Genomic DNA, 19,406 nt, shown 5'->3' with positions numbered 1-19,406 from the left:
ACCCGATCAATAAAATGCAACCGGCGCCTGATGGCGCCGGTTTTGTTTCTGGCAGATCCCTTATGGTTCGCGGGTGGGTGAGTTGTTGCCCATCACGCGATACCAGTCCAGCTTGCGGGTCAGCATCATGACCAGCGCCAGTATGGCGAACAGCAGCAGGGCGCCGAGCAGCAGGGCTATCTCTTCTGCCTGCAACAGGCCGAACAGTATGGCGTAAACCAGCCCCAGCAAGGCCGCGAAGCCGAGCCCCTGTTTAGGCCCGCCCAGCACATGGCTAAGGTAAAAACCGTTGAGCAGCACGCTGGAGAGACTGGCGATGAGATACGCCCAGCCAAAGCCCAGATGTTCGGTCAGTGCCAGCAGCACCAGATAGAATATTGCCAGCCCCATGCCCACCAGAGCGTACTGGATCGGGTGTACCCGCAACCCCTTGAGCAGTTCGAACATGAAGAAGCTGATGAAGGTGAGGCCGATAAACAGCAGTGCATACTTGGCCGCCCGCTCGTTCAGCTGATAGTGATCCACCGTCTGCACCAGGCTGACGCTGAAGGCGGGCAGATCGCCGCTGACTCCCTTCATCATGCGATTGAAGCGGGTCTCCATGTCGGTGGCAAACCAGCTGGTCTGCCAGCTGGCCTCGAAGCCTTGCTGATTCAAGGTCCGGTTGCCGGGGAGAAAGTCGCCGATGAAGTTGGGGTGAGGCCAGTTGCTACTGAGGTGAAGCTTGCTGTCCTGGCCGAGCGGCACCACTTCGAGGGTGTTCATGCCCTGCAAATTCAGTTCGATATGGAAGACGCCATTGTCGTCCGGCAAGGTATCGAGGGGGGCATGGATACCGGCCAGACCGTCACCCAGCCGGGCACCAGGGGCAAACGGAATGCGCGCTTCCCCCAATTGCAGTTCGGGGACGCTGTTGATACCGCGGGCATCGGACAGCACCAGGCTCAGATAGGGTTTGCCCGCCACCAATGCCGGATCGGCGCCATCGACGCTCAGATCGGGATCACCGGATACCAGTGTCTTGCCTTCCAGCCGGGTTGGCAGATGCCCGGAGAGGGTGATCCGGGTCTGGTAGACCTGGGCCTGATAGATGCCGAGCTTGCGGGGGGTCACTTCCATGCTGGCCCGCACATCCAGCTGTTCCGGCAGCAGGTAGCGGTAGAGCTGCAGCTTGCGTTCGAAGCGCTTGCCATCCTGCTCCATGATGACGGTGCGGGTGTATGGCTGCACCACGACCGGCCCGAGCAGCCGCTGCGGTCCGCTGCTGCTGGCCATGATGCTGTGGATGGCCTGACTGCGATAGGCCTGACGCTCCCGGTTCAGCTCCATGATGGATTGCACCGGCACCATCAGCAGCAGGCTGAGCAACAGCAGCAGAAAGATCTTGTGGGTGAATATCTGTTTGACCATGACACGTCTCCTTGTTGACGGGAACAAGTGTGCCGGGCTTGGGTGAAGAGGAGATGGGGCCGTGTGAAGCGGGAGTGAAGGGTGATAAAAAAACCGGCGCCTTGCGCCGGTTCTGGGATCACAGCTTCTTCAGCTGGTCAGGCAGGGCGGCAAACACCTCTTCCTTCGCCTTGAGCGAGGCGAATTGCTTGCCGGGCTTTTGCACGACAGTGTGGACAAAGATGAGCTGCTTGCCCGGTTTGCTGGCCCAGCCGACAAACCAGCCGATCTGCTGATCCCGATTGAGGGTGCCATCCAGCAGCTTGGGGTAGCCCATGCCGGTCTTGCCGTGGATCTGCCAGCCATCGATGTCGGGCTGGCGCAGGATATTGGCCGTGTGCTGCAGTGTCTGTGCGGAGACCGGCAGCTTGCCGCTCACCATCTTGCCGAGGAAGCGGGCCTGCTCCTGAGGGCTGATGGCGAGGCTCGAACTGAGCCAGGCCTGGGTCAGACCATCGTGCTTGCCGGGATTGCCCGCAAGATCACGGTTGCCGTAGTCGAAGCGGTCGACATACTGCTGGAAGCGCTCCGTCCCCAGCCACTCCGTGAGACGCTGGGAGTACCAGACCACAGAGTAGGTGAGCCAGCGGCTCGGGGTGGTGGTCTCGCGCCAGGCTGGCAACCAGTCATCGTCGCCGGGTTTGAATGGCAGAGCGGGCAGATTTTCATCCACCAGGAAGCCGCTGTCATAACCCATCAGCGCCAGCGGTATCTTGAAGGTGGAGGCGGGTGGCAACTGGCTGGAGCAATCCCCCTGGCTGCTGATGGGCTTGCCTGTGCCATCGGCAAACAGCATGCAGCCGGAGGCCGCGCTGGCTGGCAGTGAGAATATCAGGCCTGCTGCGAGCAGGCCGGGTAACAGGATCCGGGACATGGGGTCTCCTTGGAGAATGGGACAAAGGGCCGGGAGGCGGCAGCATAGCGCCGCTTTATGTGCCGAATGTGAAGTATCAGCCAGCTGGCAGCCAGAGTTCGGCCAGCACGCCACCTTCTGGCTGGTTGCAGAGGTTCAGCCGACCGCCATGCTGGCGTGCTACTTCTGTGGCAAAGCTGAGCCCCAGACCGCTGCTCTTGCCCTTGTCTGGTCTGGGCAGGGAGTAGAAACGCTCGAAGATGCGTGGCAGGGCATAGTCCGGAATGCCGGGGCCCTGATCCCGTACCTGAAAGCGATAGCCGTCTGCATGCATCTCGCCGGTCAATCTGACCGTGCTGCCGGCAGGGGAGAAGTCGAGGGCGTTGTCCAGCAGGTTGCCGAGGGCTTGCTCTACCAGCAGGGGATCCCACTTCTGCTTTGAGGCGTCGGCCAGTTCGGCCACCAAGGTTACCTGACGACGCTGGGCTATGATCTGGCGGGCATCAAGCACCCGCTTGCCCAGTCTGGCGGGTTCGGTTGCCTGGCGATCCAGCCCCTGCCCCGATTCCAGCTTGGCCAGTTGCAGCATGCGTTCTATCAATTGTTGCATGCGGGCTGTTTCCAGATTGATGTTGCCGATGAAACGTCGGGCCACCTCGGGGGGGGGCGCTTCGGCCAGCAGCTCTCCAGCCCCGCGAATGGCGGCCAGCGGGCTTTTGAGCTCGTGGGTCAGGCTGTGTACATAGGATTCGATATAGGCCTTTCCATCGAGCTGACGGCGCATGGTTTCGAGGGAGCGACCGAGTCGCTCCAGCTCCGGGCTGTGGAGTCCCGGCAGAGTGGCGGGCTGGTTGTGACTGACCGCATCGGCGTAGTGCACCAGCTTGCCGATGGCGCGGTTGAGCCACCATACCAGCAGGGCGCCGATCAGCAGAGAGATGAGCAACAGCATGGCTGCCGCCTGCAATAGCTGGTGTTCGCTGCGCTCTATCATTGGCATCAGAGTGCGGTTGGGTTTGGCGACCGTGAGGGAGCCCAGTATGTTCCCCCCTTCACGCAGCGGCGCGGCCACGTGCATGACGGAGCTGGCGGGATCATCCGGATCGCTGCGGGTACTGCGAGCCCCGTACTGGCCGCGCAGGGTACGGTAGACGTCGTTCCAGCGCGAATAGTCCTTGCCCAGATCCACCCCGTCCGAGTCATAGACCACCTTGCCTTTAGCGTCGGTCACATAGATGCGATATTCAGCCTGTTGCTTGAGGTGCCCGTCGATCAGGGCATTGATGGGGCTCTGGTTGAGGCGGGCGAAGGCGCTGGCCAGCCTGCCATCGGCCATTTTTCCTTCCTGCAGATCGTCCAGTGCCAGCGGTGCCAGCATCTGGGCCATGTCAACCAGGGTATCTTCAGTGGCGCTGCGCACCCCGGGTTTTATCTCCTCGACGAAGATCTCCAGCACAAACCAAGCCGCCAGCGCGAAGATCAGCACCAGTCCGCACAGCAGTTGCAGTCCTATTCTCATACCAGTTCTATCCGTTTGTATCCGGGCGCCAGACCATATGCTTGCTGCAGGCCGATCCTCATGCCAGTTCCAGGCTGTAGCCCAGCCCGCGATGGGTCAGGATCAGGTTGGCGTCAGCGTCACGTTCCCGCAGCTTGGCGCGAATGGTCTTGATGTGGGTGTCGACGGTGCGATCCAGGCTCTCTTCCGCCTCGCTCCACACCAAATCCATTAACTGCTGACGAGAGTAGACCCGCCCAGGTGCCTGCATCAGCGTCTTGAGCAGCAGGTACTCGTAACGGGTGAGGGCCAGCGGTTGGCCGTGAAAGCTGATGCGGGCCCTCTCCTCATCCAGTGCCAGCAACTGGCTCGGTTGGGTGGCTGCCGGCTGGCTGCGGCGCAGTATCACTCGTACCCGGGCACACACCTCCCGTGGCGAGAACGGCTTGGCCACATAATCATCGGCGCCAATTTCCAGCCCGATCAGCCTGTCTATCTCCTCGCTGCGGGCGGTGAGAAACATCAGGGGGGTGTCGCAGCGGGCCCGTACCTGCTTGCATAACTCGAAGCCGCTGATATCCGGCAGCCCCACATCCAGGATCAGAAAATCGGGTCGCGTCTGTTTCAGTCGCGTCAACAGCGGCTGGCCAAGGGGAAACCACTCCACTTCGAAACCATCGGTTTGCAGCGCATAGATCAGGGTGTCGGCGATGCTGGCCTCATCTTCCACCAGCCAGATGACTTTTTTTTGCATGGCGTCCTCGTCGCAAATCAGCTGCCCCATTCTGGCATCGAACCAAATCGGATCCTATTTGCTGTTTTACTTTTCCGAAAAAGGCGCTAACATTTCGTCATTCTTTCGAATCGAAACTTAATGATGACCAAACGTAATACTCAGCAGCGCCGTCACACTATAGTGAATCTGGTGCAGGAGCAGGGTGAAGTGAGTGTCGATACCCTCGCCAAGCACTTCTCCACCTCGGAAGTGACCATCCGAAAAGATCTCGCTGTGCTGGAAACCGGTGGTCTGCTGTTGCGTCGTTATGGTGGTGCCGTGCCTCTGCCGAGCGAGATGGTGGTGGACAGCAATCCGGAGCAAGTTTCGAAACGAAAGCTATCAATTGCCCGTGCCGCCGCCGAACGGATCCGCGATCACAATCGCGTCATCATCGACAGCGGCAGCACCACCAGCGCCATGATCCCCATGCTGGGCAACAAGCGCGGCCTCATCGTCATGACCAACTCCCTCAATGTGGCCGGTGCCCTGCGCGAGCTGGAGAACGAACCCACTCTGCTGATGACCGGTGGTACCTGGGATCCCCACTCTGAATCCTTTCAGGGTCAGGTGGCGGAGCAGGTGCTGCGCTCCTATGACTTTGACCAGCTGTTCATCGGTGCCGATGGCATAGATCCCGAGCGAGGCACCACCACCTTCAACGAGCTGGTGGGCCTGTCCCGGGTGATGGCAGAGGTATCGCGGGAGGTCATCGTCATGGTCGAGTCGGAGAAGATTGGCCGCAAGATCCCCAATCTGGAGCTGCCCTGGTCGAGCATCCATACCCTGGTGACCGATGAAGGGCTGGCCACCTCGGCCAGAGAACAAATTCAAGCCAGGGGGATCACGCTGATCTGCGCCCCGGTTGTTGGCTGACATTTTTATCTGAACCATCCAAATCAATTTCCGTTTATTACGTCTTGAGGAGAAGTGTATGTGTGGCATCGTCGGGGCCGTAGCCCAACGTGATGTGGCTGAAATCCTGGTAGAAGGCCTGCGCCGTCTGGAATATCGCGGCTACGACTCGGCCGGTGTGGCCGTGTTCAGCGCCAACCAGCCGCTGCAGCGGGTTCGCCGTCTGGGCAAGGTGGCCGAGCTGGCCAAGGCGCTGGAGGAGCAGTCCGTCCATGGTGGAACCGGTATCGCCCACACCCGCTGGGCTACCCATGGCGAGCCGTCCGAGCGCAATGCCCACCCCCACGTCTCCGAGCATATTGTTGTTGTGCACAACGGCATCATAGAGAACCACGAAGAGCTGCGTGCCGAGCTGCAGGGGCTGGGTTATGTGTTCAGCTCAGACACCGACACCGAAGTGATCGCCCATCTGGTGCACCATGAACTGAAATCTGCCGACAGCCTGCTGGCCGCCATGCAGATTGCGGTGAAACAGCTGCGCGGTGCTTATGGCACTGTGGTGATGGACAGCCGTGATGACAGCCGCGTGGTCGTGGCTCGCTCCGGCTCCCCGCTGGTGATTGGCCGTGGCATAGGCGAGAACTTCATTGCCTCCGACCAGATGGCGCTGCTGCCGGTGACCCGTCGCTTCATCTTCCTGGAAGAGGGTGACGTGGCCGAGGTGACCCGTCGCGACGTGCACATCGTCGATACCCACGGTGACGCCGTGGTGCGCGAGGAGCTGGAGTCCGAACTTTCTCACGATGCCGGTGACAAGGGCGAATACCGTCACTACATGCTCAAGGAGATCTACGAGCAGCCCAAAGCGATTACCAATACCCTGGAAGGTCGTCTGGGTTCGGATCACGTTGTGGTCGAGTCGTTCGGCAACGGCGCCCGCGCCATTTTTGACAAGGTCGAGCACGTCCAGATTGTCGCCTGCGGCACTTCCTACAACTCGGGCATGGTCGCTCGCTATTGGTTCGAAGAGATAGCCGGCGTCTCCTGCGACGTGGAGATCGCCTCCGAGTTCCGCTATCGCAAATCCGTGGTGCGTCCCAACAGCCTGCTGGTGACCCTGTCCCAGAGTGGCGAGACCGCCGATACCCTGGCCGCCCTGCGACTGGCCAAGCAGTCCGGCTACATGAGCTCGCTGGCCATCTGCAACGTGCCGGGTTCCTCTCTGGTGCGTGAATCGGATCTGGCCTTCATGACCCGTGCCGGTGCCGAAATCGGCGTGGCTTCCACCAAGGCATTCACCACCCAGTTGGCCGGTCTGCTGATGCTGGTGGCCTCCGTTGGTCACTGCCGTGGCAACCTGAGCGCCGAAGCCGAGGCCGAGCTGGTCAAGGCGCTGCAAGCACTGCCACTGCGCATCAAGGAAAGCCTGGCGCTGGCCAAGGACATAGAAGCGCTGGCCGAAGAGTTCGCCGACAAGCACCACAGCCTGTTCCTCGGCCGTGGCAGTCAGTACCCCATCGCCATGGAGGGGGCGCTCAAGCTCAAAGAGATCTCCTACATCCATGCCGAAGCCTATGCCGCCGGTGAACTGAAGCACGGCCCGCTGGCGCTGATCGATGCCGAGATGCCCATCATAGTGGTGGCGCCGAACAACGATCTGCTGGAGAAGCTCAAGTCCAACGTGGAAGAGGTCCGTGCTCGTGGCGGTATTCTCTACGTGTTCGCCGATGCGAACGCCGGCTTCAAGAGCGATGCCACCATGCGGGTGATGAGCCTGAACCACGTGGAAGAGATGATTGCCCCCATCGTTTACACAGTGCCGTTGCAGCTGCTGTCCTATCATGTTGCCCTCATCAAGGGCACGGACGTGGATCAGCCACGCAACCTGGCGAAATCCGTGACAGTGGAATAAGCCCTGGTCCGGAATGAAAAAAGAGCCGCAATGCGGCTCTTTTTTTGTTTGGTTATCTGGCGGAGTAGTCGTTATGACAACCGCAGGTTGGTGATGGTCACGTCGTCCAGCGAGGGCACTATGATGCCGCTGGAGATGCTCTTGGCGATCGCCTGGTTGCGGTTCTTCGAGTCCGTCTTGTTGGTGACCTGATTGAGGTGGAAATTGACTGTGCGTTCGCTGATGCCGAGTATGGTGGCGATCTCCCAGGAGGTCTTGCCCTCACTGGCCCAGAACAGGCACTCCTTCTCCCGATCCGACAGCTCAGTGAGGTGCTTCATCAAATCCGGTCTGCTCTTTATCAGCTGCAACGCCGAATTGAAGATGTAGCTGGCGCAGAACGACAGCAAGGGAACGTTTTCAAACATCAGATCAGAATTGGATTTTTCCTTGCTGATGAAAGAGAGGATGCCGTGTTCCCCCTGCGGCGTATGCAGCGGGAAGGAGACACCGTTTCTTACTCCGAAATCGGCTGCCAGATTCATGACTTCCCGGCTGGCGCTGGGTAGCCAGGGTGAGTCGCAGTCGAGCTTGTTCCAAAAGATGGGCTGGGTCTGCTTCAGGCCCAGGAACACCACTGGATCCTGGGTCAGGTAGTGCCGTTCGCTGTAGGCTTCGAACCAGCTGGTGGGGCAGTTGTTGAACAGTGCCACATGGGATTTCTGCATGCTGATGGGGAAAATAATCAGCAGACGGAAGTAATCAAAGCCCATTTGATGACTGAAGCGCTCCAGTTGCTGCTGGATCTCGCTGGTCTTCTTGGCCTTGGTGAATCGATCGATGTGTTCCCAGATCGCATCGTTAAACATGTACATCTCCTTTTTCGATCCCTATCACATTGATCGAAAAGATATTTTTTATTTATTGATTTGGTGTTGTGACTACCAACGCCAGTGACTCCCGTGCTTGCTTAAAAATTATCCTGTTTTTTCCACCGAAGGCCAAGAAAATCATCTGATTGCCACTGACCCCACTCTTTGAGATAATGAGAATAGTTATCATTGTTAAGATTTATATCATGAACAAGTTTTGGGGTTTGGCCTTGTTGCCATTGTCAGTCCACTTCGCTGCCAGCGCCGACGATCTGGTCGCGCCTGCACTGAAGAACAGCATAGCCGCCGGGAAAGTCTCCCAGCAGCGTGTGGAAAAAGCCGCCGATGCGGCCGTTGCCGCCAGACTGGAGCTGCAAAATGCGCAGCTGCAACTGCGTGATCTGGAAGCCTACAACCGCTACATGCAGTCTTTGGTGGCCGATCAGCAGAATGAGCTGGGCAAGTTGAGCCAGCAGCTGGAGGCGGTGCAAGAGACCCGGCAGGGCCTGATCCCGCTGATGCTGCAGATGCAAGCCGATCTGGAACAGCTGGTGCAAGATGATCTGCCGCTGCGCAAAGAAGATCGCCTAGCACGGGTTGAACAGCTGAAAGCGACTCTGGCCAGAGCCGATGTGAGCGAAGCGGAGAAATTCCGTCAGCTGCTGCAGGCCTATCAGATTGAAGCCGAATACGGCAGCCGGATGGACAGTTATTCCGCCGAGCTGGCGCTGGATGGCGCGCAGCGCCGGGTCGACGTGTTGGCGCTGGGCCGTGTCTCCCTGCTGGCCATGACAGCCGATCGCAGCCAGGCATGGCGTTGGTCTACGGAAGCAAAGCAGTGGCAAGCCCTCGACAGTCAGTGGCTCTCCCCCATCGCCGATGCACTGGAGATGGCCACCGACAAGAAAGTCCCGCAATTGCTCCATGTGCCCCTGTCGGTCAGCCGTAGCCAGGAGGCTCAGTCATGAAATGGTTCCCCCTCGTTATCGCCCTCTCCCTGGGTGCCAATGTGGCCGTCGCCGATGAGGCCTGGCAGCAGCAGGAGCAGGCTCGCGAACAGCAGGCTCAGCAGGATCTGGCGACCGTCTCCAAAGAGCTCAATAGTGCCCGCGCCAAACTGGCCGAGGCGCAGCGTCTGAGCAAGGAGCTGGCCAGCCAGTTCGCCAGCAATGAAAAGCAGCTGGTCGAGCTCAACGGCCAGTGGGAGCAAGCCTCCGGCGACATGAATGAAATTTTTGCCGTGACCCGTCAGGGCGCCAGCGATGCGGTCAAGCTGCTGGCCGAATCTGCGGTCGAGGGTCAATATCCCGATCGCCTCGCCCCGTTGAAAGCCATGGCGCAGGAGAAGCAGGTACCGGATCGCGCCGCCCTCGCCCTGTTGCCTGCGACTCTGCTGCAAGAGATCCGCGAGTCTGGCCGGATTGCCCAATTCGACGGCAAGGTGCTCGATGCCCAGGGCGCTGCCAGCGAGCAGTCGCTGACCCGGGTTGGCAGCTTTGCCCTGTTTGGTGGTGACGCTTTCCTGCAGCCCACAGCCGAGGGGTTGAGCCCTGTGCTGGGTCTGCCAGGTGGTGTGCTCTCCGAGGTCGCGGCCTATCAGGGTCAGGAGGGAGAAACTCTGCCGCTGGATCCTTCCCACGGCACCCTGCTGGAGATGTTGGCACAGGCGCCTACTTTCTGGCAGCAAGTTCAACAGGGTGGCCAGGTCGGCGCCATCATAGTGTTGCTGGCCGCCATCGGTCTGGGGATCGCCGCAGTGCGATTGTGGAGCCTCTCCCGCGAGCTGACTCTGGTGCGTCGCCAGCTCAAGAGCGGCGAATATCACGCCGACAATGCCCTCGGTCGGGTACTGACGGTCGCGGAGCAGCATCCCGAGCTGAGCATGGAAACCCTCGAGCTGAGGCTGGATGAGGCCATCCTGCAGGAGACGCCCCGCATGGAGCGCGGCATCGGCATGGTCAAGGTGATCGCGGCTATCGCTCCCATGCTGGGTCTGCTCGGTACTGTGACCGGCATGATCGGTACCTTCCAGGCCATCACCCAGTTTGGTACCGGCGATCCCAAGATCATGGCGGGCGGCATCTCAATGGCGCTGATCACCACGGTTCAGGGTCTGGTTGCTGCCATTCCGCTGATCCTGGCTCACAGCCTGCTGCAGTCCCGCTTCACCGAGCTCTCCAATGTGCTGGAGCAGCAAGTCGCCGGCATCCTGGCCGAGCGCGCCGAGAGCAATAACAACGGGATGGAGCGGGCAGCATGATGCTCGACATCTGGCAACAGTTGCAGAGCTTCATGGGGCGTGGCGGCCCCGTGCTCTGGGTCATTCTGGCCCTGCTGGTGCTGATGTGGATTCTGATGATCGAGCGGCTGCTCTACCTCAATCTGGGCTTTGGTCCCTTGCAGCAACAGCTGCTTGGCCGCTGGCAGGCGCGCAGTGAGCGCCACAGCTGGCATGCCAGGGCCATTCGTGGTCGCTGGCTGGCTCAGGCCGAGCTTGAGCTCAACCGTCATCTGATCTTCATCCGCACCCTGGTGGTGCTCTGCCCCATGCTGGGCCTGCTCGGTACAGTGACCGGCATGATAGGCGTATTCGATGCGTTGGCCGCGGCCAACCGCTTTAACCCGGAGAGCATGGCGGGCGGTATTTCTCGCGCCACCATCCCCACCATGGCAGGCATGGTGGTGGCCCTCTCCGGCGTCTTGTTACTCAGCCGACTCGAGAGCCAGGCCAAGCGTGCGCTGGCCAAGACCCGGGACGGCCTGCGAGAAGAGAAGGTAATGCAATGAGACGGCAATCCAAACGTCAGCGTGACGAAGTGCAGATCGACATGACTCCCATGCTGGATATCGTGTTCATCATGCTGATCTTCTTTATTGTCACCACCTCCTTTGTGCGTGAAGCCGGGCTTGAGGTGCATCGGCCCCAGGCCAGTCAGGCCAAGGCGCAGAAATCCTCCAGCATCATGCTGGCGATAGGTGCCCAGGGCCAGATCTTCCTCGACCGCAAGCAGATAGACGTGGAGCGGGTACAGGCCAGTATTGCCCGCCTGTTGGCGGAACAGCCCGATGCCAGCCTGGTGATCCAGGCCGACGAGCGAGTACCGCACGGCAAGGTAGTGCGGGTGATGGATGAGGCCAAGGCGGCGGGCATTGCCAATATTGCCGTGGCGGTGGCACCGAAATGAAATACAAGTTGATGAGTCTGGGACTGGGAATTGCCCTCAGTATGGGGATCCTGCTGTTTATGGCCACGCTGGTTGAACCGCCCCGAGGCGAGAAGGTGGCGAGTGAGCAAAAATCCATCGTCATCAACATGCAGAATGAAGTGACAGAGGTGCAGGTGCGTGAGCGCCCGGTACCGCAAGAGCCTGAACCCCTGCCGGAACCTCCCGCCGCACTGGCGTCGACTCCCCTGCCGTTGCCGGCTGCAGCGCCGCTGCCTTCGGTGCAACCTAGCCTGGATCTGGTCTCCAGCCTCAGTGCTGTGCAGGTCTATGCCCCCGGTGTGGCGACCAGCACGGCTCCCGTACTGAGCGGTAACTTTCATGGTCAGCAGCAAGGCGCCGGTGTCGGCGCCGGCGATATGTTGATGCCGCTGCAACGGATCGAACCGGTTTACCCCTATCGCGCCCAGCAGGCGGGGATCGAAGGCGCCGTGACCCTGCGCTTCAGCGTCGATGCAGAAGGGCGAGTGCAGGATGTGGAAGTGATCGAGGCCAAGCCCAAGCGTCAGTTCGAGCGGGCGGCCATTCAGGCGATCAACAAGTGGCGTTATCAACCAAGACCGGGTGCTGCCGACAAGCTGGTGCAAGTCATCACGCTCAAATTCAAACTGGAGTCATAACTATGTTGCGGATCTGGATCTGTCTGCTGGCCTTGGTCAGCCAAGCCTGTCTGGCCATGGAGGTCAGCCCTCACTTCTCCCGCCAGCTTGAACCCGTGATGAAGCTCTATCAGTCCGGCCAGTGGCAACAGGCTCAGAGCAAGGCGTCTGTACTCAAGCCAAACACCGATGCCGAGCGCGCCTGGCTGGCCCAGTTGCAGGCTTCGCTGGCTGCCAATTTGCAGCAAACCGCCCAGGCAAGCCGCTATGTGGAGCAGGCGCTCACCTATAAAGAGTGGCCCGAGCAACAACAACTCCAGCTGCTGCGCCTGCGTGGCGATATCCAGGCCCAGCAATCCAACTGGTCTGGCGCCATCGCAAGCTACAAGGCGGCACTGGCGATCAAACCCGACGATGCCTTGCGCCTTCGTCTTGCCGGCCTCTATTACCACAACAAACAGTATGGCGAGGCCGCCAGCCAGAGCGAACAACTGTTGAAAAAGGGCTGGCAGAAGCAGGCAGCCATCATTCGCCTCTCTGCCCTTACTGCCTTGCAGCGCTACGGGGTAGCAGCCGATCAGGCCGCCGAGCTGATCCGCCACGAGCCGAAAGAGAGTAAATGGTGGCAACAGGCGGTTTCGCTCAACCTCTCTGCCAAGCGTGGTGATCAAGCGCTGGCTCTGTTGCAGACAGCCATCGATAGAAAATTGATGGACGATGCCGCCGCCCGCAATCAGTTGATCCGTCTTTATGCCTGGCAGGGGCTGCCTTATCGTGGTGCTCGTCTGCTGGAAGCTGCCATGGCCAAGGGACAGATGAAGCAAAGTGCCGAAAACCGGCAGTTGCTGGCCCAGTTGTGGGAGGGCGCTCGTGAATGGCCAAAAGCGGTTGATAGCTGGCAGTTGCTCGCCAAACAGCATGCTCAGCCCAAAGCGGCCATGCGTGCAGCCGAACTGCTGCTTCAACAAGGCAAGACGGAAGCCGCTATGACCCAGCTTGCTGCCATCAAGTCAGTGAAAGGCGAACAGGGTAATAGAGCCAAGGCGTTGCTGGTGCAGGCATACCTTAATAAGGAGCAATATACCCAGGCGCTGAAACTGGCCCGTGAACTGCAACAGCAGGATAACTGGCAACAGCGGGCAACCAGCTGGGTCAACTATATTCAGGCCCAAAGCGAAGAATTGAGCAAAAAATCGGCGTAAATAGAGGCTTATGTCTTGGTTTCAGGGGGTTCAGCCTGCTTTTTCAGCAAACGAAAGCATTTTTGCAAAAAGCCCTTGTCATCCCGGCGCGGCTCCCTATAATGCGCCCCTACCAGCACGGCGGAACACGCCGAACTGATGAGCCAGCTTCCTTGCGAAGTCGGCGCCGAAAGAAAAGCGAAAACAACCGCTTGACTTTCGAAGTGAGGAGCGTAATATGCGCCTCCTCAACGCGACAAGCGTGACGCTCTTTAACAATTTGAATCAAGCAATCTGTGTGGGCACTCACAGCATCGAACATCAAACAATTTTGTTGATTTTCAATGTCTGGTGAAGTGANAAATCGTTATTCACGTCAGCTTTCTCAGATTATTCGGTTCGTCCTGAACCTCACTCTTCGAGCCCGCCTTCGGCGGTTTCGATTTGTTCCGGACAAATCGATGAAGAATTTGCCTGGCGGCCATAGCGCCGTGGAACCACCTGATCCCATGCCGAACTCAGAAGTGAAACGCGGTAGCGCCGATGGTAGTGTGGCATTCGCCATGCGAGAGTAGGACACTGCCAGGCTTCAATTAAGCAATCACAGCGATGTGGTTGGTCGTGTGACAACGTAAGGTTGTTGCGGACAAGAGATTTAGATAACGCACGCAGTGCGGTCTTTACCGGTTAGTGTGCTGATATGGCTCAGTTGGTAGAGCGCATCCTTGGTAAGGATGAGGTCCCCAGTTCGACTCTGGGTATCAGCACCAGTAAATATTAAAGCCTCCCAATCGGGAGGCTTTTTTGCATCTGCGTTTCTCAGTTTACTGAGATTTTTCTGGCATCCAGATAGAGACGGGTCTGATCCTAGGCCCCTATTTCGGTCAATCCTGCCTTCATTCCGGTCAATTCCCTTTATTGTTGCCGTTTACCAATAGTGTCAGCTTCATATGTATTCAACATGAATGCTGTTCTATTAAATTGATCCGAGCTAAGTTGTCGATTGGAAAGGTAATAGGTGTCAGAAAAAGGATGAAAAACATGCTGATAAAGAATGTGTGTCTGACTGACAGGGAGGGGGTGTGGCAAATCCTCTGTCAGGATGGGTTGATCCGGACCATAGCGCCCATGAGCACTCATATTCTGTCTGCCCGGGAGCTGGATGGGGAAGCAGGCCTGGCTATTGCACCTTTTATCGAACCTCATATTCACCTCGACACTACCCAGACCGCCGGGGAGCCGAGCTGGAACCTGTCCGGTACCCTGTTCGAGGGGATAGAGCGCTGGGCCGAGCGCAAGGCGCTGCTGACTCATGAAGATGTGAAGCAGCGGGCCATCCAGACCCTGAAATGGCAGATGGCCAACGGCATCCAGTTTGTCCGCACCCATGTGGATGTCTCCGACCCCAATCTGGTGGCCCTGAAAGCCATGCTGGAGGTGCGGGAGGAGATGAAGGAGTGGGTCGAGCTGCAGATCGTCGCCTTCCCGCAGGAGGGGATCCTCTCTTATCCCAACGGCAAGGCCTTGCTGGAAGAGGCGCTCAGGCTGGGAGCCGATGTGATTGGTGCCATACCCCATTTCGAGTTCACCCGGGAATACGGGGTCGAAAGTCTGCATTACATCTTCGATCTTGCCGAGAAGTATCAGGTTCTGGTGGATGTTCATTGTGACGAGATCGATGACGAGCAGTCCCGCTTTATCGAGACACTGGCGACCCTGGCCTACGAGCGCGGCATGGGCCATAGGGTGACCGCCAGCCATACCACAGCCATGCACTCCTACAACGGGGCCTATGCTTCCCGCCTGTTCCGTCTGCTCAAGATGGCGGATATCAACTTCGTCGCCAATCCGCTGGTGAACATCCACCTGCAGGGCCGGTTCGATACCTATCCCAAGCGTCGTGGCATTACCCGGGTGAAGGAGATGCTTGAGGCCAACATCAATGTCTGCTTCGGCCACGATGATGTGTTCGATCCCTGGTATCCCATGGGCACCGCCAACATGCTGCAGGTGCTCCACATGGGGCTGCATGTGTGCCAGATCATGGGGTATGAGCAGATCAACGACAGTTTGAAACTGATCAGCAGCCATAGCGCCCGCACCCTGAATGTGCAGGATCGCTACGGCATCGCGGTGGGCAAGCCAGCCAATCTGCTGATCCTGCCCGCTGAGAATGGCTTTGATGCGGTGCGCCGTCAGGTGCCGGTGCGTTACTCCATTCGCCATGGTCGGGTGATTGCCGAGACCAGGCCAGCCCAGACCTCACTCCATCTGGATCGGGTCGAGCCGGTCGATTTTCGCCGCTAAGACGGCACTGCTGTGTCGATTAATTGCCTGTCTGTCCTCTACTGTGGATATTTTGCATAATGTCGGCCTGATATTACGGAGTCTGCCCCATGCAAACCTGGTTATTTGTTGCAGCCGGTGGTGCTATCGGTGCCTGCCTGCGCTTTGGTATATCCGAGCTGATGGCGTTATTGCTTGGTCGCCATTTCCCCTATGGCACCCTGGTGGTCAATGTGGTGGGCTCTTTCATCATGGGTATCGCCTTTGCCCTCATCAGTCACGGTCATGTGGTGGAACACCCTGTGAAGCCATTGCTGATGGTGGGGATTCTCGGGGCCCTGACTACCTTCTCTTCCTTCGCGCTGGATACAGTCGTGCTGGCGCAGCAGGGGGCCTACCTGAAGGCGGTGCTGAATATGGGTCTCAACCTGTCCCTCTGCCTGGCCATGGTGTTGCTGGGGATGCAGTTGGTCGCCAGCCGGGTTTAAGGTGTCCGCACGCCATTGGCTCTGGTAAACTGGCGACCATTCTTTGCTCTATGGGTGTTTAAGGGATGTCAGAACAGACTACGACAACGCATTTTGGCTTTAAAACCGTGGCCGCGACCGAGAAGGAAACTCTGGTTGCCGGCGTCTTCCATTCGGTGGCAGCCAAGTATGATCTGATGAACGATCTGATGTCGTTCGGCATCCACCGCCTGTGGAAGCGCTTCACCATCGATTGTTCCGGTGTGCGCAAGGGCCAGAAGGTGCTGGATCTGGCCGGTGGTACCGGTGATCTGACCGCCAAGTTCTCCCGCATCGTCGGCGAGACAGGTCAGGTGGTGCTGGCAGATATCAATGACTCCATGCTCAAGGTGGGCCGCGACAAGCTGCGCAACCTGGGGGTGGCGAACAACGTATCCTATGTGCAGGCCAACGCCGAGGCACTGCCCTTCCCGGACAATCACTTCGATGTCATCACCATCGGCTTCGGCCTTCGCAATGTGACCGACAAGGACAAGGCGCTGGCCTCCATGTTCCGTGTGCTCAAGCCGGGCGGCCGTCTGCTGGTGCTGGAGTTTTCCAAGCCGGCCAGCGAAGTGATCGCCAAGCTCTACGATCTCTACTCCTTCAAGTTGTTACCGAAAATGGGCGAACTTGTCGCGAACGACGGTGAAAGCTACAAGTATCTGGCAGAATCCATCCGCATGCACCCGGACCAGCAGACCCTGAAGGGGATGATGGAAAATGTCGGTTTCGAGCAGGTTGAGTTCTACAACCTGACCCAGGGTGTGGTTGCCCTGCACCGTGGTTACAAGTTTTAAGGTTGCCTATGCCGATGGATGCCATGGTCACTGCCGTGATCGAAACCAGCCTCAATCAGCTGCTGACGCTCGACAAGCAGAGCCCGGAGCGGTTGCGCAAGCTGACGGGCAAAGTGCTCAAGCTGGAATTGCGTGAGCTCAAACCGCTCTGGTTCGTCTTCTCCGATCGCCGGCTCGATGTGCTGGCTCAGCATGAGGGTGAGGCCGATGCTGTGCTCAGCCTGTCGCTGACGGCGCTTGGCCTGCTGAAAGACCCGTCCGCTCTTACCCGTTATATCCGCGAGGAGAAGCTGGATCTGAGCGGCGATCCCCAGCTGGTGCAGGCGTTCAGTGTCTTGCTTGGCGAGCTGGATATCGACTGGGAAGAGGAGCTGTCGCGCTATACCGGCGACGTGCTGGCTCACACCCTGTTCAGCGGTGCCCGTCAGGCGTGCCGCGTGCTGGGGCGCGAGCTGTGCCGCTCCCAGCGTCAGTTGGCCGAATACCTGACCGAAGAGATCCGGCTCGCTCCCGGTCCGCTGGAGGTGGCGAGCTTCAACGATGATGTCGAGGTGCTGGCCCAGCAGCTCAAGGCCGTCGAGCTGCGACTGGCACGCTTCGAACAGCAGGTAGCCTGATGACCCCGAAGGAGTTCAAGCGCCTCTATCGCATCATCACCATACTGCTGGAGCAGGGCATAGATGAACTGGTGCCTGCCCGCTATCAACCCTGGCCAGGTCGTCTGGCTCGTCGCAGCCTGTTCTGGCTTAAGAAAAAGCAGCCCGACCTTAGCCGGGGTGCCCGCATTCGCCTCGCCTTCGAGGCTCTCGGCCCCATCTTCATCAAGTTCGGTCAGATGCTGTCTACCCGGCGTGATCTTCTGCCGCCAGATATCGCCGAAGAGCTGGCCATGTTGCAGGACAGGGTTCCCCCCTTCTGCGGTCAGGCAGCCCGTCTCAAGATCGAGGAGAGCCTGGGTTGCCCCGTCGAGACGCTGTTCGACGATTTCGACGAGACACCGCTGGCATCGGCCTCCATCGCGCAGGTTCATACCGGTCGATTGAAGGAGAATGGCCGCGAGATCGTCATCAAGGTGATCCGCCCGGATATAGAGCCGGTCATCGAGGCCGATCTGCGTCTGATGCAGACCCTGGCCCGTCTGGTGGCCCGTTTCGTACCCCAGAGCGCGCGCCTGCGACCCATCGAGGTGGTGGAAGAGTATCGCAAGACCATACTCGACGAATTGAACCTGATGCGAGAAGCGGCCAATGCCATCCAGCTGCGCCGCAACTTCACCGGTTCCGATGCGCTCTACGTGCCCGAGGTGTTCACCGAACACTGCCGTGAGCATGTGCTGGTGATGGAGCGCATCTACGGTATACCGGTTTCCGACATTCCGGCATTGGAAGCCAACGGCACCAACATGAAGCTGTTGGCCGAGCGGGGTGTGGAAGTCTTCTTCACCCAGGTGTTCCGTGACAGTTTCTTCCACGCCGACATGCACCCGGGCAACATCTTCGTCTCCTATGAGCATCCCGACAATCCGCTCTGGATCGGCATAGACTGCGGCATAGTCGGTACCCTGAATCGGGAAGACAAGCGCTACCTGGCCGAGAACTTCCTCGCCTTCTTCAACCGCGACTATCAAAGGGTGGCGGAGCTGCATGTGGAGTCTGGCTGGGTACCACCCGATACCAAGGTGGATGAATTCGAATTTGCCATTCGCACAGTGCTGGAACCCATTTTCGAGAAGCCGCTGTCCGAGATCTCGTTCGGCCACGTGCTGCTCAACCTGTTCAATACAGCCCGTCGCTTCAACATGGCGGTGCAGCCGCAACTGGTGCTGCTGCAAAAGACTCTGCTTTATGTGGAGGGGCTGGGTCGTCAACTCTATCCCCAGCTGGACCTGTGGCAGACCGCCAAGCCTTATCTGGAAAACTGGATGCACGAGCAGGTCGGGCCCAAAGCGGTGTGGAATGCCATCAAGGAGAAGGCGCCATTCTGGGCGGAGAAGCTGCCGGAGTTGCCCGAGCTGGTCTACGAGACACTGCGCCAGACCCGTCACCAGCAGCGCCACTTCGACCAGATGTTTGCCGATTTTCGCCGTCATAGCCGGCGGCAGGGGCAGGCACGCTACCTCTTAGGGGTTGGAGCCAGCCTGCTGTTGGTGGGTGTATTCTTGCTGACTCAAAAACAACACATTGAATGGGGACAAATCAGCCTGGCTGGTGCCGGATTATGCTGGCTGCTTGGGTGGTTCAAGGCCCGTTCACACTAATTGCCTGCTTGCACACCTCAAGTGCCAGTTTGGAAAAGATTGCGTGCTGGTATCAGTATCGTGCTCGTCAATAACACACTCGCGCTCCTTGGCGCCAATTTTGGAGAAATATCATGGGTGGTATCAGTATTTGGCAGTTGTTGATCATCGCGGCCATCGTAGTCTTGCTGTTCGGCACCAAGAAATTGCGCGGGATCGGTGGTGATCTGGGCGCGGCCGTCAAAGGCTTCAAGAAAGCCATGTCTGACGAACCCGAGACCAAGCCGGCCGAGAAGGATGCAGATTTCGATCCGAAACAGCTGAACGATGCGGCCACTAGAGCCGAGGCCGCCAAGCAGAAAGACAAAGATCAGGCTTAAG

Annotated in this window: 19 protein-coding genes, 1 tRNA gene and 1 rRNA gene; 16 read left to right on the top strand and 5 right to left on the bottom strand. The window is 58.8% G+C overall.

Features of this window, described 5'->3' with window-relative positions; translation table 11 throughout:
* Positions 1–60: 60 nt before the first annotated feature.
* The 4 genes from creD to blrA all read right to left on the bottom strand — a co-directional run bounded on the left by creD (position 61) and on the right by blrA (position 4,554).
* Entirely contained in the window at positions 61–1,410 is a 1,350-nt protein-coding gene (gene creD / locus AACX78_RS21465) for a cell envelope integrity protein CreD (protein WP_159167374.1), read from the bottom strand.
* A 118-nt stretch (positions 1,411–1,528) separates the two neighbouring features.
* Positions 1,529–2,323: a class D beta-lactamase gene (gene blaOXA / locus AACX78_RS21460; RefSeq protein ID WP_159167373.1), complete on the bottom strand. Its 795-nt coding sequence runs from the start codon at positions 2,321–2,323 to the stop codon at positions 1,529–1,531.
* Positions 2,324–2,399: 76 nt separating this feature from the next.
* On the bottom strand, positions 2,400–3,821 hold the full coding sequence (gene blrB, locus AACX78_RS21455) for a beta-lactam sensor histidine kinase BlrB (RefSeq protein WP_058395563.1): 1,422 nt from the start codon (positions 3,819–3,821) through the stop codon (positions 2,400–2,402).
* A gap of 58 nt (positions 3,822–3,879) precedes the next feature.
* Positions 3,880–4,554, bottom strand: coding sequence for a beta-lactam response regulator transcription factor BlrA (gene blrA / locus AACX78_RS21450; RefSeq protein ID WP_159167372.1), 675 nt, complete (start codon positions 4,552–4,554; stop codon positions 3,880–3,882).
* A 123-nt stretch (positions 4,555–4,677) separates the two neighbouring features.
* Between blrA and AACX78_RS21445 the strand changes: the two genes are divergently transcribed.
* Together AACX78_RS21445 and glmS are read left to right on the top strand one after the other, a co-directional pair.
* Positions 4,678–5,451, top strand: coding sequence for a DeoR/GlpR family DNA-binding transcription regulator (locus AACX78_RS21445; protein WP_005319642.1), 774 nt, complete (start codon positions 4,678–4,680; stop codon positions 5,449–5,451).
* A 58-nt stretch (positions 5,452–5,509) separates the two neighbouring features.
* Entirely contained in the window at positions 5,510–7,342 is a 1,833-nt protein-coding gene (gene glmS / locus AACX78_RS21440) for a glutamine--fructose-6-phosphate transaminase (isomerizing) (protein WP_159167371.1), read from the top strand.
* A 71-nt stretch (positions 7,343–7,413) separates the two neighbouring features.
* Here the strand turns inward: glmS and AACX78_RS21435 are convergent, their stop codons facing one another.
* Positions 7,414–8,190 (bottom strand): helix-turn-helix transcriptional regulator, encoded by a 777-nt coding sequence (locus AACX78_RS21435; RefSeq protein ID WP_005321862.1) that lies wholly within the window; start codon positions 8,188–8,190, stop codon positions 7,414–7,416.
* Between the two features lie 209 nt (positions 8,191–8,399).
* Here AACX78_RS21435 and AACX78_RS21430 point away from each other — a divergent pair, with 209 nt between their 5' ends.
* From AACX78_RS21430 to tatA, 14 genes are all read left to right on the top strand, one after another.
* Positions 8,400–9,161, top strand: coding sequence for a DUF3450 domain-containing protein (locus tag AACX78_RS21430; RefSeq protein WP_058395565.1), 762 nt, complete (start codon positions 8,400–8,402; stop codon positions 9,159–9,161).
* Positions 9,158–10,453: a MotA/TolQ/ExbB proton channel family protein gene (locus AACX78_RS21425; RefSeq protein WP_159167370.1), complete on the top strand. Its 1,296-nt coding sequence runs from the start codon at positions 9,158–9,160 to the stop codon at positions 10,451–10,453. Before AACX78_RS21430 ends, AACX78_RS21425 begins: the two co-directional genes overlap by 4 nt.
* Complete coding sequence (locus AACX78_RS21420) at positions 10,450–10,980, top strand: MotA/TolQ/ExbB proton channel family protein (protein ID WP_005321870.1); 531 nt, start codon at positions 10,450–10,452, stop codon at positions 10,978–10,980. The genes AACX78_RS21425 and AACX78_RS21420 overlap by 4 nt, the downstream gene beginning before the upstream one ends.
* Positions 10,977–11,378: an ExbD/TolR family protein gene (locus AACX78_RS21415; protein WP_005321875.1), complete on the top strand. Its 402-nt coding sequence runs from the start codon at positions 10,977–10,979 to the stop codon at positions 11,376–11,378. The genes AACX78_RS21420 and AACX78_RS21415 overlap by 4 nt, the downstream gene beginning before the upstream one ends.
* The gene (locus tag AACX78_RS21410; protein WP_159167369.1) at positions 11,375–12,037 is read left to right on the top strand and encodes an energy transducer TonB; all 663 of its coding nucleotides are present in this window, start codon (positions 11,375–11,377) and stop codon (positions 12,035–12,037) included. Before AACX78_RS21415 ends, AACX78_RS21410 begins: the two co-directional genes overlap by 4 nt.
* Before the next feature lie 2 nt (positions 12,038–12,039).
* A complete protein-coding gene (locus AACX78_RS21405; protein ID WP_159167368.1) occupies positions 12,040–13,218 on the top strand; it encodes a tetratricopeptide repeat protein in 1,179 nt (392 codons plus the stop codon).
* 452 nt (positions 13,219–13,670) lie between these two features.
* Positions 13,671–13,785: ribosomal RNA gene (gene rrf, locus AACX78_RS21400) — 5S ribosomal RNA — on the top strand.
* 106 nt (positions 13,786–13,891) lie between these two features.
* Positions 13,892–13,967, top strand: a tRNA-Thr gene (locus tag AACX78_RS21395).
* 271 nt (positions 13,968–14,238) lie between these two features.
* Positions 14,239–15,504 (top strand): cytosine deaminase, encoded by a 1,266-nt coding sequence (locus AACX78_RS21390; protein WP_159167367.1) that lies wholly within the window; start codon positions 14,239–14,241, stop codon positions 15,502–15,504.
* Between the two features lie 89 nt (positions 15,505–15,593).
* Positions 15,594–15,971 carry a fluoride efflux transporter CrcB gene (crcB, locus tag AACX78_RS21385; RefSeq protein WP_159167366.1) on the top strand — a complete coding sequence of 126 codons (378 nt, stop codon included), beginning with the start codon at positions 15,594–15,596 and terminating at the stop codon, positions 15,969–15,971.
* Between the two features lie 65 nt (positions 15,972–16,036).
* Complete coding sequence (ubiE, locus tag AACX78_RS21380) at positions 16,037–16,789, top strand: bifunctional demethylmenaquinone methyltransferase/2-methoxy-6-polyprenyl-1,4-benzoquinol methylase UbiE (protein WP_005320731.1); 753 nt, start codon at positions 16,037–16,039, stop codon at positions 16,787–16,789.
* 8 nt (positions 16,790–16,797) lie between these two features.
* Positions 16,798–17,406, top strand: a complete 609-nt coding sequence (locus AACX78_RS21375) for a ubiquinone biosynthesis accessory factor UbiJ (RefSeq protein ID WP_159167365.1) — start codon at positions 16,798–16,800, stop codon at positions 17,404–17,406.
* Positions 17,406–19,046 carry a ubiquinone biosynthesis regulatory protein kinase UbiB gene (gene ubiB, locus AACX78_RS21370; RefSeq protein WP_159167364.1) on the top strand — a complete coding sequence of 547 codons (1,641 nt, stop codon included), beginning with the start codon at positions 17,406–17,408 and terminating at the stop codon, positions 19,044–19,046. The genes AACX78_RS21375 and ubiB overlap by 1 nt, the downstream gene beginning before the upstream one ends.
* Positions 19,047–19,159: 113 nt before the next feature.
* The gene (gene tatA / locus AACX78_RS21365) at positions 19,160–19,405 is read left to right on the top strand and encodes a Sec-independent protein translocase subunit TatA (protein ID WP_159167363.1); all 246 of its coding nucleotides are present in this window, start codon (positions 19,160–19,162) and stop codon (positions 19,403–19,405) included.
* Position 19,406: the final 1 nt, after the last annotated feature.

The sequence above is a fragment of the Aeromonas sp. 9A genome (genome assembly GCF_963900955.1).
In the GTDB taxonomy this organism is placed as follows: domain Bacteria; phylum Pseudomonadota; class Gammaproteobacteria; order Enterobacterales; family Aeromonadaceae; genus Aeromonas; species Aeromonas salmonicida.
Note: the sequence above shows the minus strand (reverse complement) of the source record. Positions and strands in the feature narration are given on the sequence as shown.

Bases quoted from the DNA above. Each gene is read 5' to 3' on its own strand.
- AACX78_RS21430 (WP_058395565.1), top strand. From the start codon at position 8,400: ATGAACAAGTTTTGGGGTTTGGCCTTGTTGCCATTGTCAGTCCACTTC.
- AACX78_RS21390 (WP_159167367.1), top strand. From the start codon at position 14,239: ATGCTGATAAAGAATGTGTGTCTGACTGACAGGGAGGGGGTGTGGCAA.
- ubiE (WP_005320731.1), top strand. From the start codon at position 16,037: ATGTCAGAACAGACTACGACAACGCATTTTGGCTTTAAAACCGTGGCC.
- tatA (WP_159167363.1), top strand. From the start codon at position 19,160: ATGGGTGGTATCAGTATTTGGCAGTTGTTGATCATCGCGGCCATCGTA.
- blrB (WP_058395563.1), bottom strand. From the start codon at position 3,821: ATGAGAATAGGACTGCAACTGCTGTGCGGACTGGTGCTGATCTTCGCG.
- crcB (WP_159167366.1), top strand. From the start codon at position 15,594: ATGCAAACCTGGTTATTTGTTGCAGCCGGTGGTGCTATCGGTGCCTGC.
- AACX78_RS21435 (WP_005321862.1), bottom strand. From the start codon at position 8,190: ATGTTTAACGATGCGATCTGGGAACACATCGATCGATTCACCAAGGCC.
- blaOXA (WP_159167373.1), bottom strand. From the start codon at position 2,323: ATGTCCCGGATCCTGTTACCCGGCCTGCTCGCAGCAGGCCTGATATTC.
- ubiB (WP_159167364.1), top strand. From the start codon at position 17,406: ATGACCCCGAAGGAGTTCAAGCGCCTCTATCGCATCATCACCATACTG.
- AACX78_RS21445 (WP_005319642.1), top strand. From the start codon at position 4,678: ATGACCAAACGTAATACTCAGCAGCGCCGTCACACTATAGTGAATCTG.
- AACX78_RS21420 (WP_005321870.1), top strand. From the start codon at position 10,450: ATGATGCTCGACATCTGGCAACAGTTGCAGAGCTTCATGGGGCGTGGC.
- AACX78_RS21425 (WP_159167370.1), top strand. From the start codon at position 9,158: ATGAAATGGTTCCCCCTCGTTATCGCCCTCTCCCTGGGTGCCAATGTG.
- AACX78_RS21405 (WP_159167368.1), top strand. From the start codon at position 12,040: ATGTTGCGGATCTGGATCTGTCTGCTGGCCTTGGTCAGCCAAGCCTGT.
- glmS (WP_159167371.1), top strand. From the start codon at position 5,510: ATGTGTGGCATCGTCGGGGCCGTAGCCCAACGTGATGTGGCTGAAATC.
- AACX78_RS21410 (WP_159167369.1), top strand. From the start codon at position 11,375: ATGAAATACAAGTTGATGAGTCTGGGACTGGGAATTGCCCTCAGTATG.
- blrA (WP_159167372.1), bottom strand. From the start codon at position 4,554: ATGCAAAAAAAAGTCATCTGGCTGGTGGAAGATGAGGCCAGCATCGCC.
- AACX78_RS21375 (WP_159167365.1), top strand. From the start codon at position 16,798: ATGCCGATGGATGCCATGGTCACTGCCGTGATCGAAACCAGCCTCAAT.
- AACX78_RS21415 (WP_005321875.1), top strand. From the start codon at position 10,977: ATGAGACGGCAATCCAAACGTCAGCGTGACGAAGTGCAGATCGACATG.
- creD (WP_159167374.1), bottom strand. From the start codon at position 1,410: ATGGTCAAACAGATATTCACCCACAAGATCTTTCTGCTGCTGTTGCTC.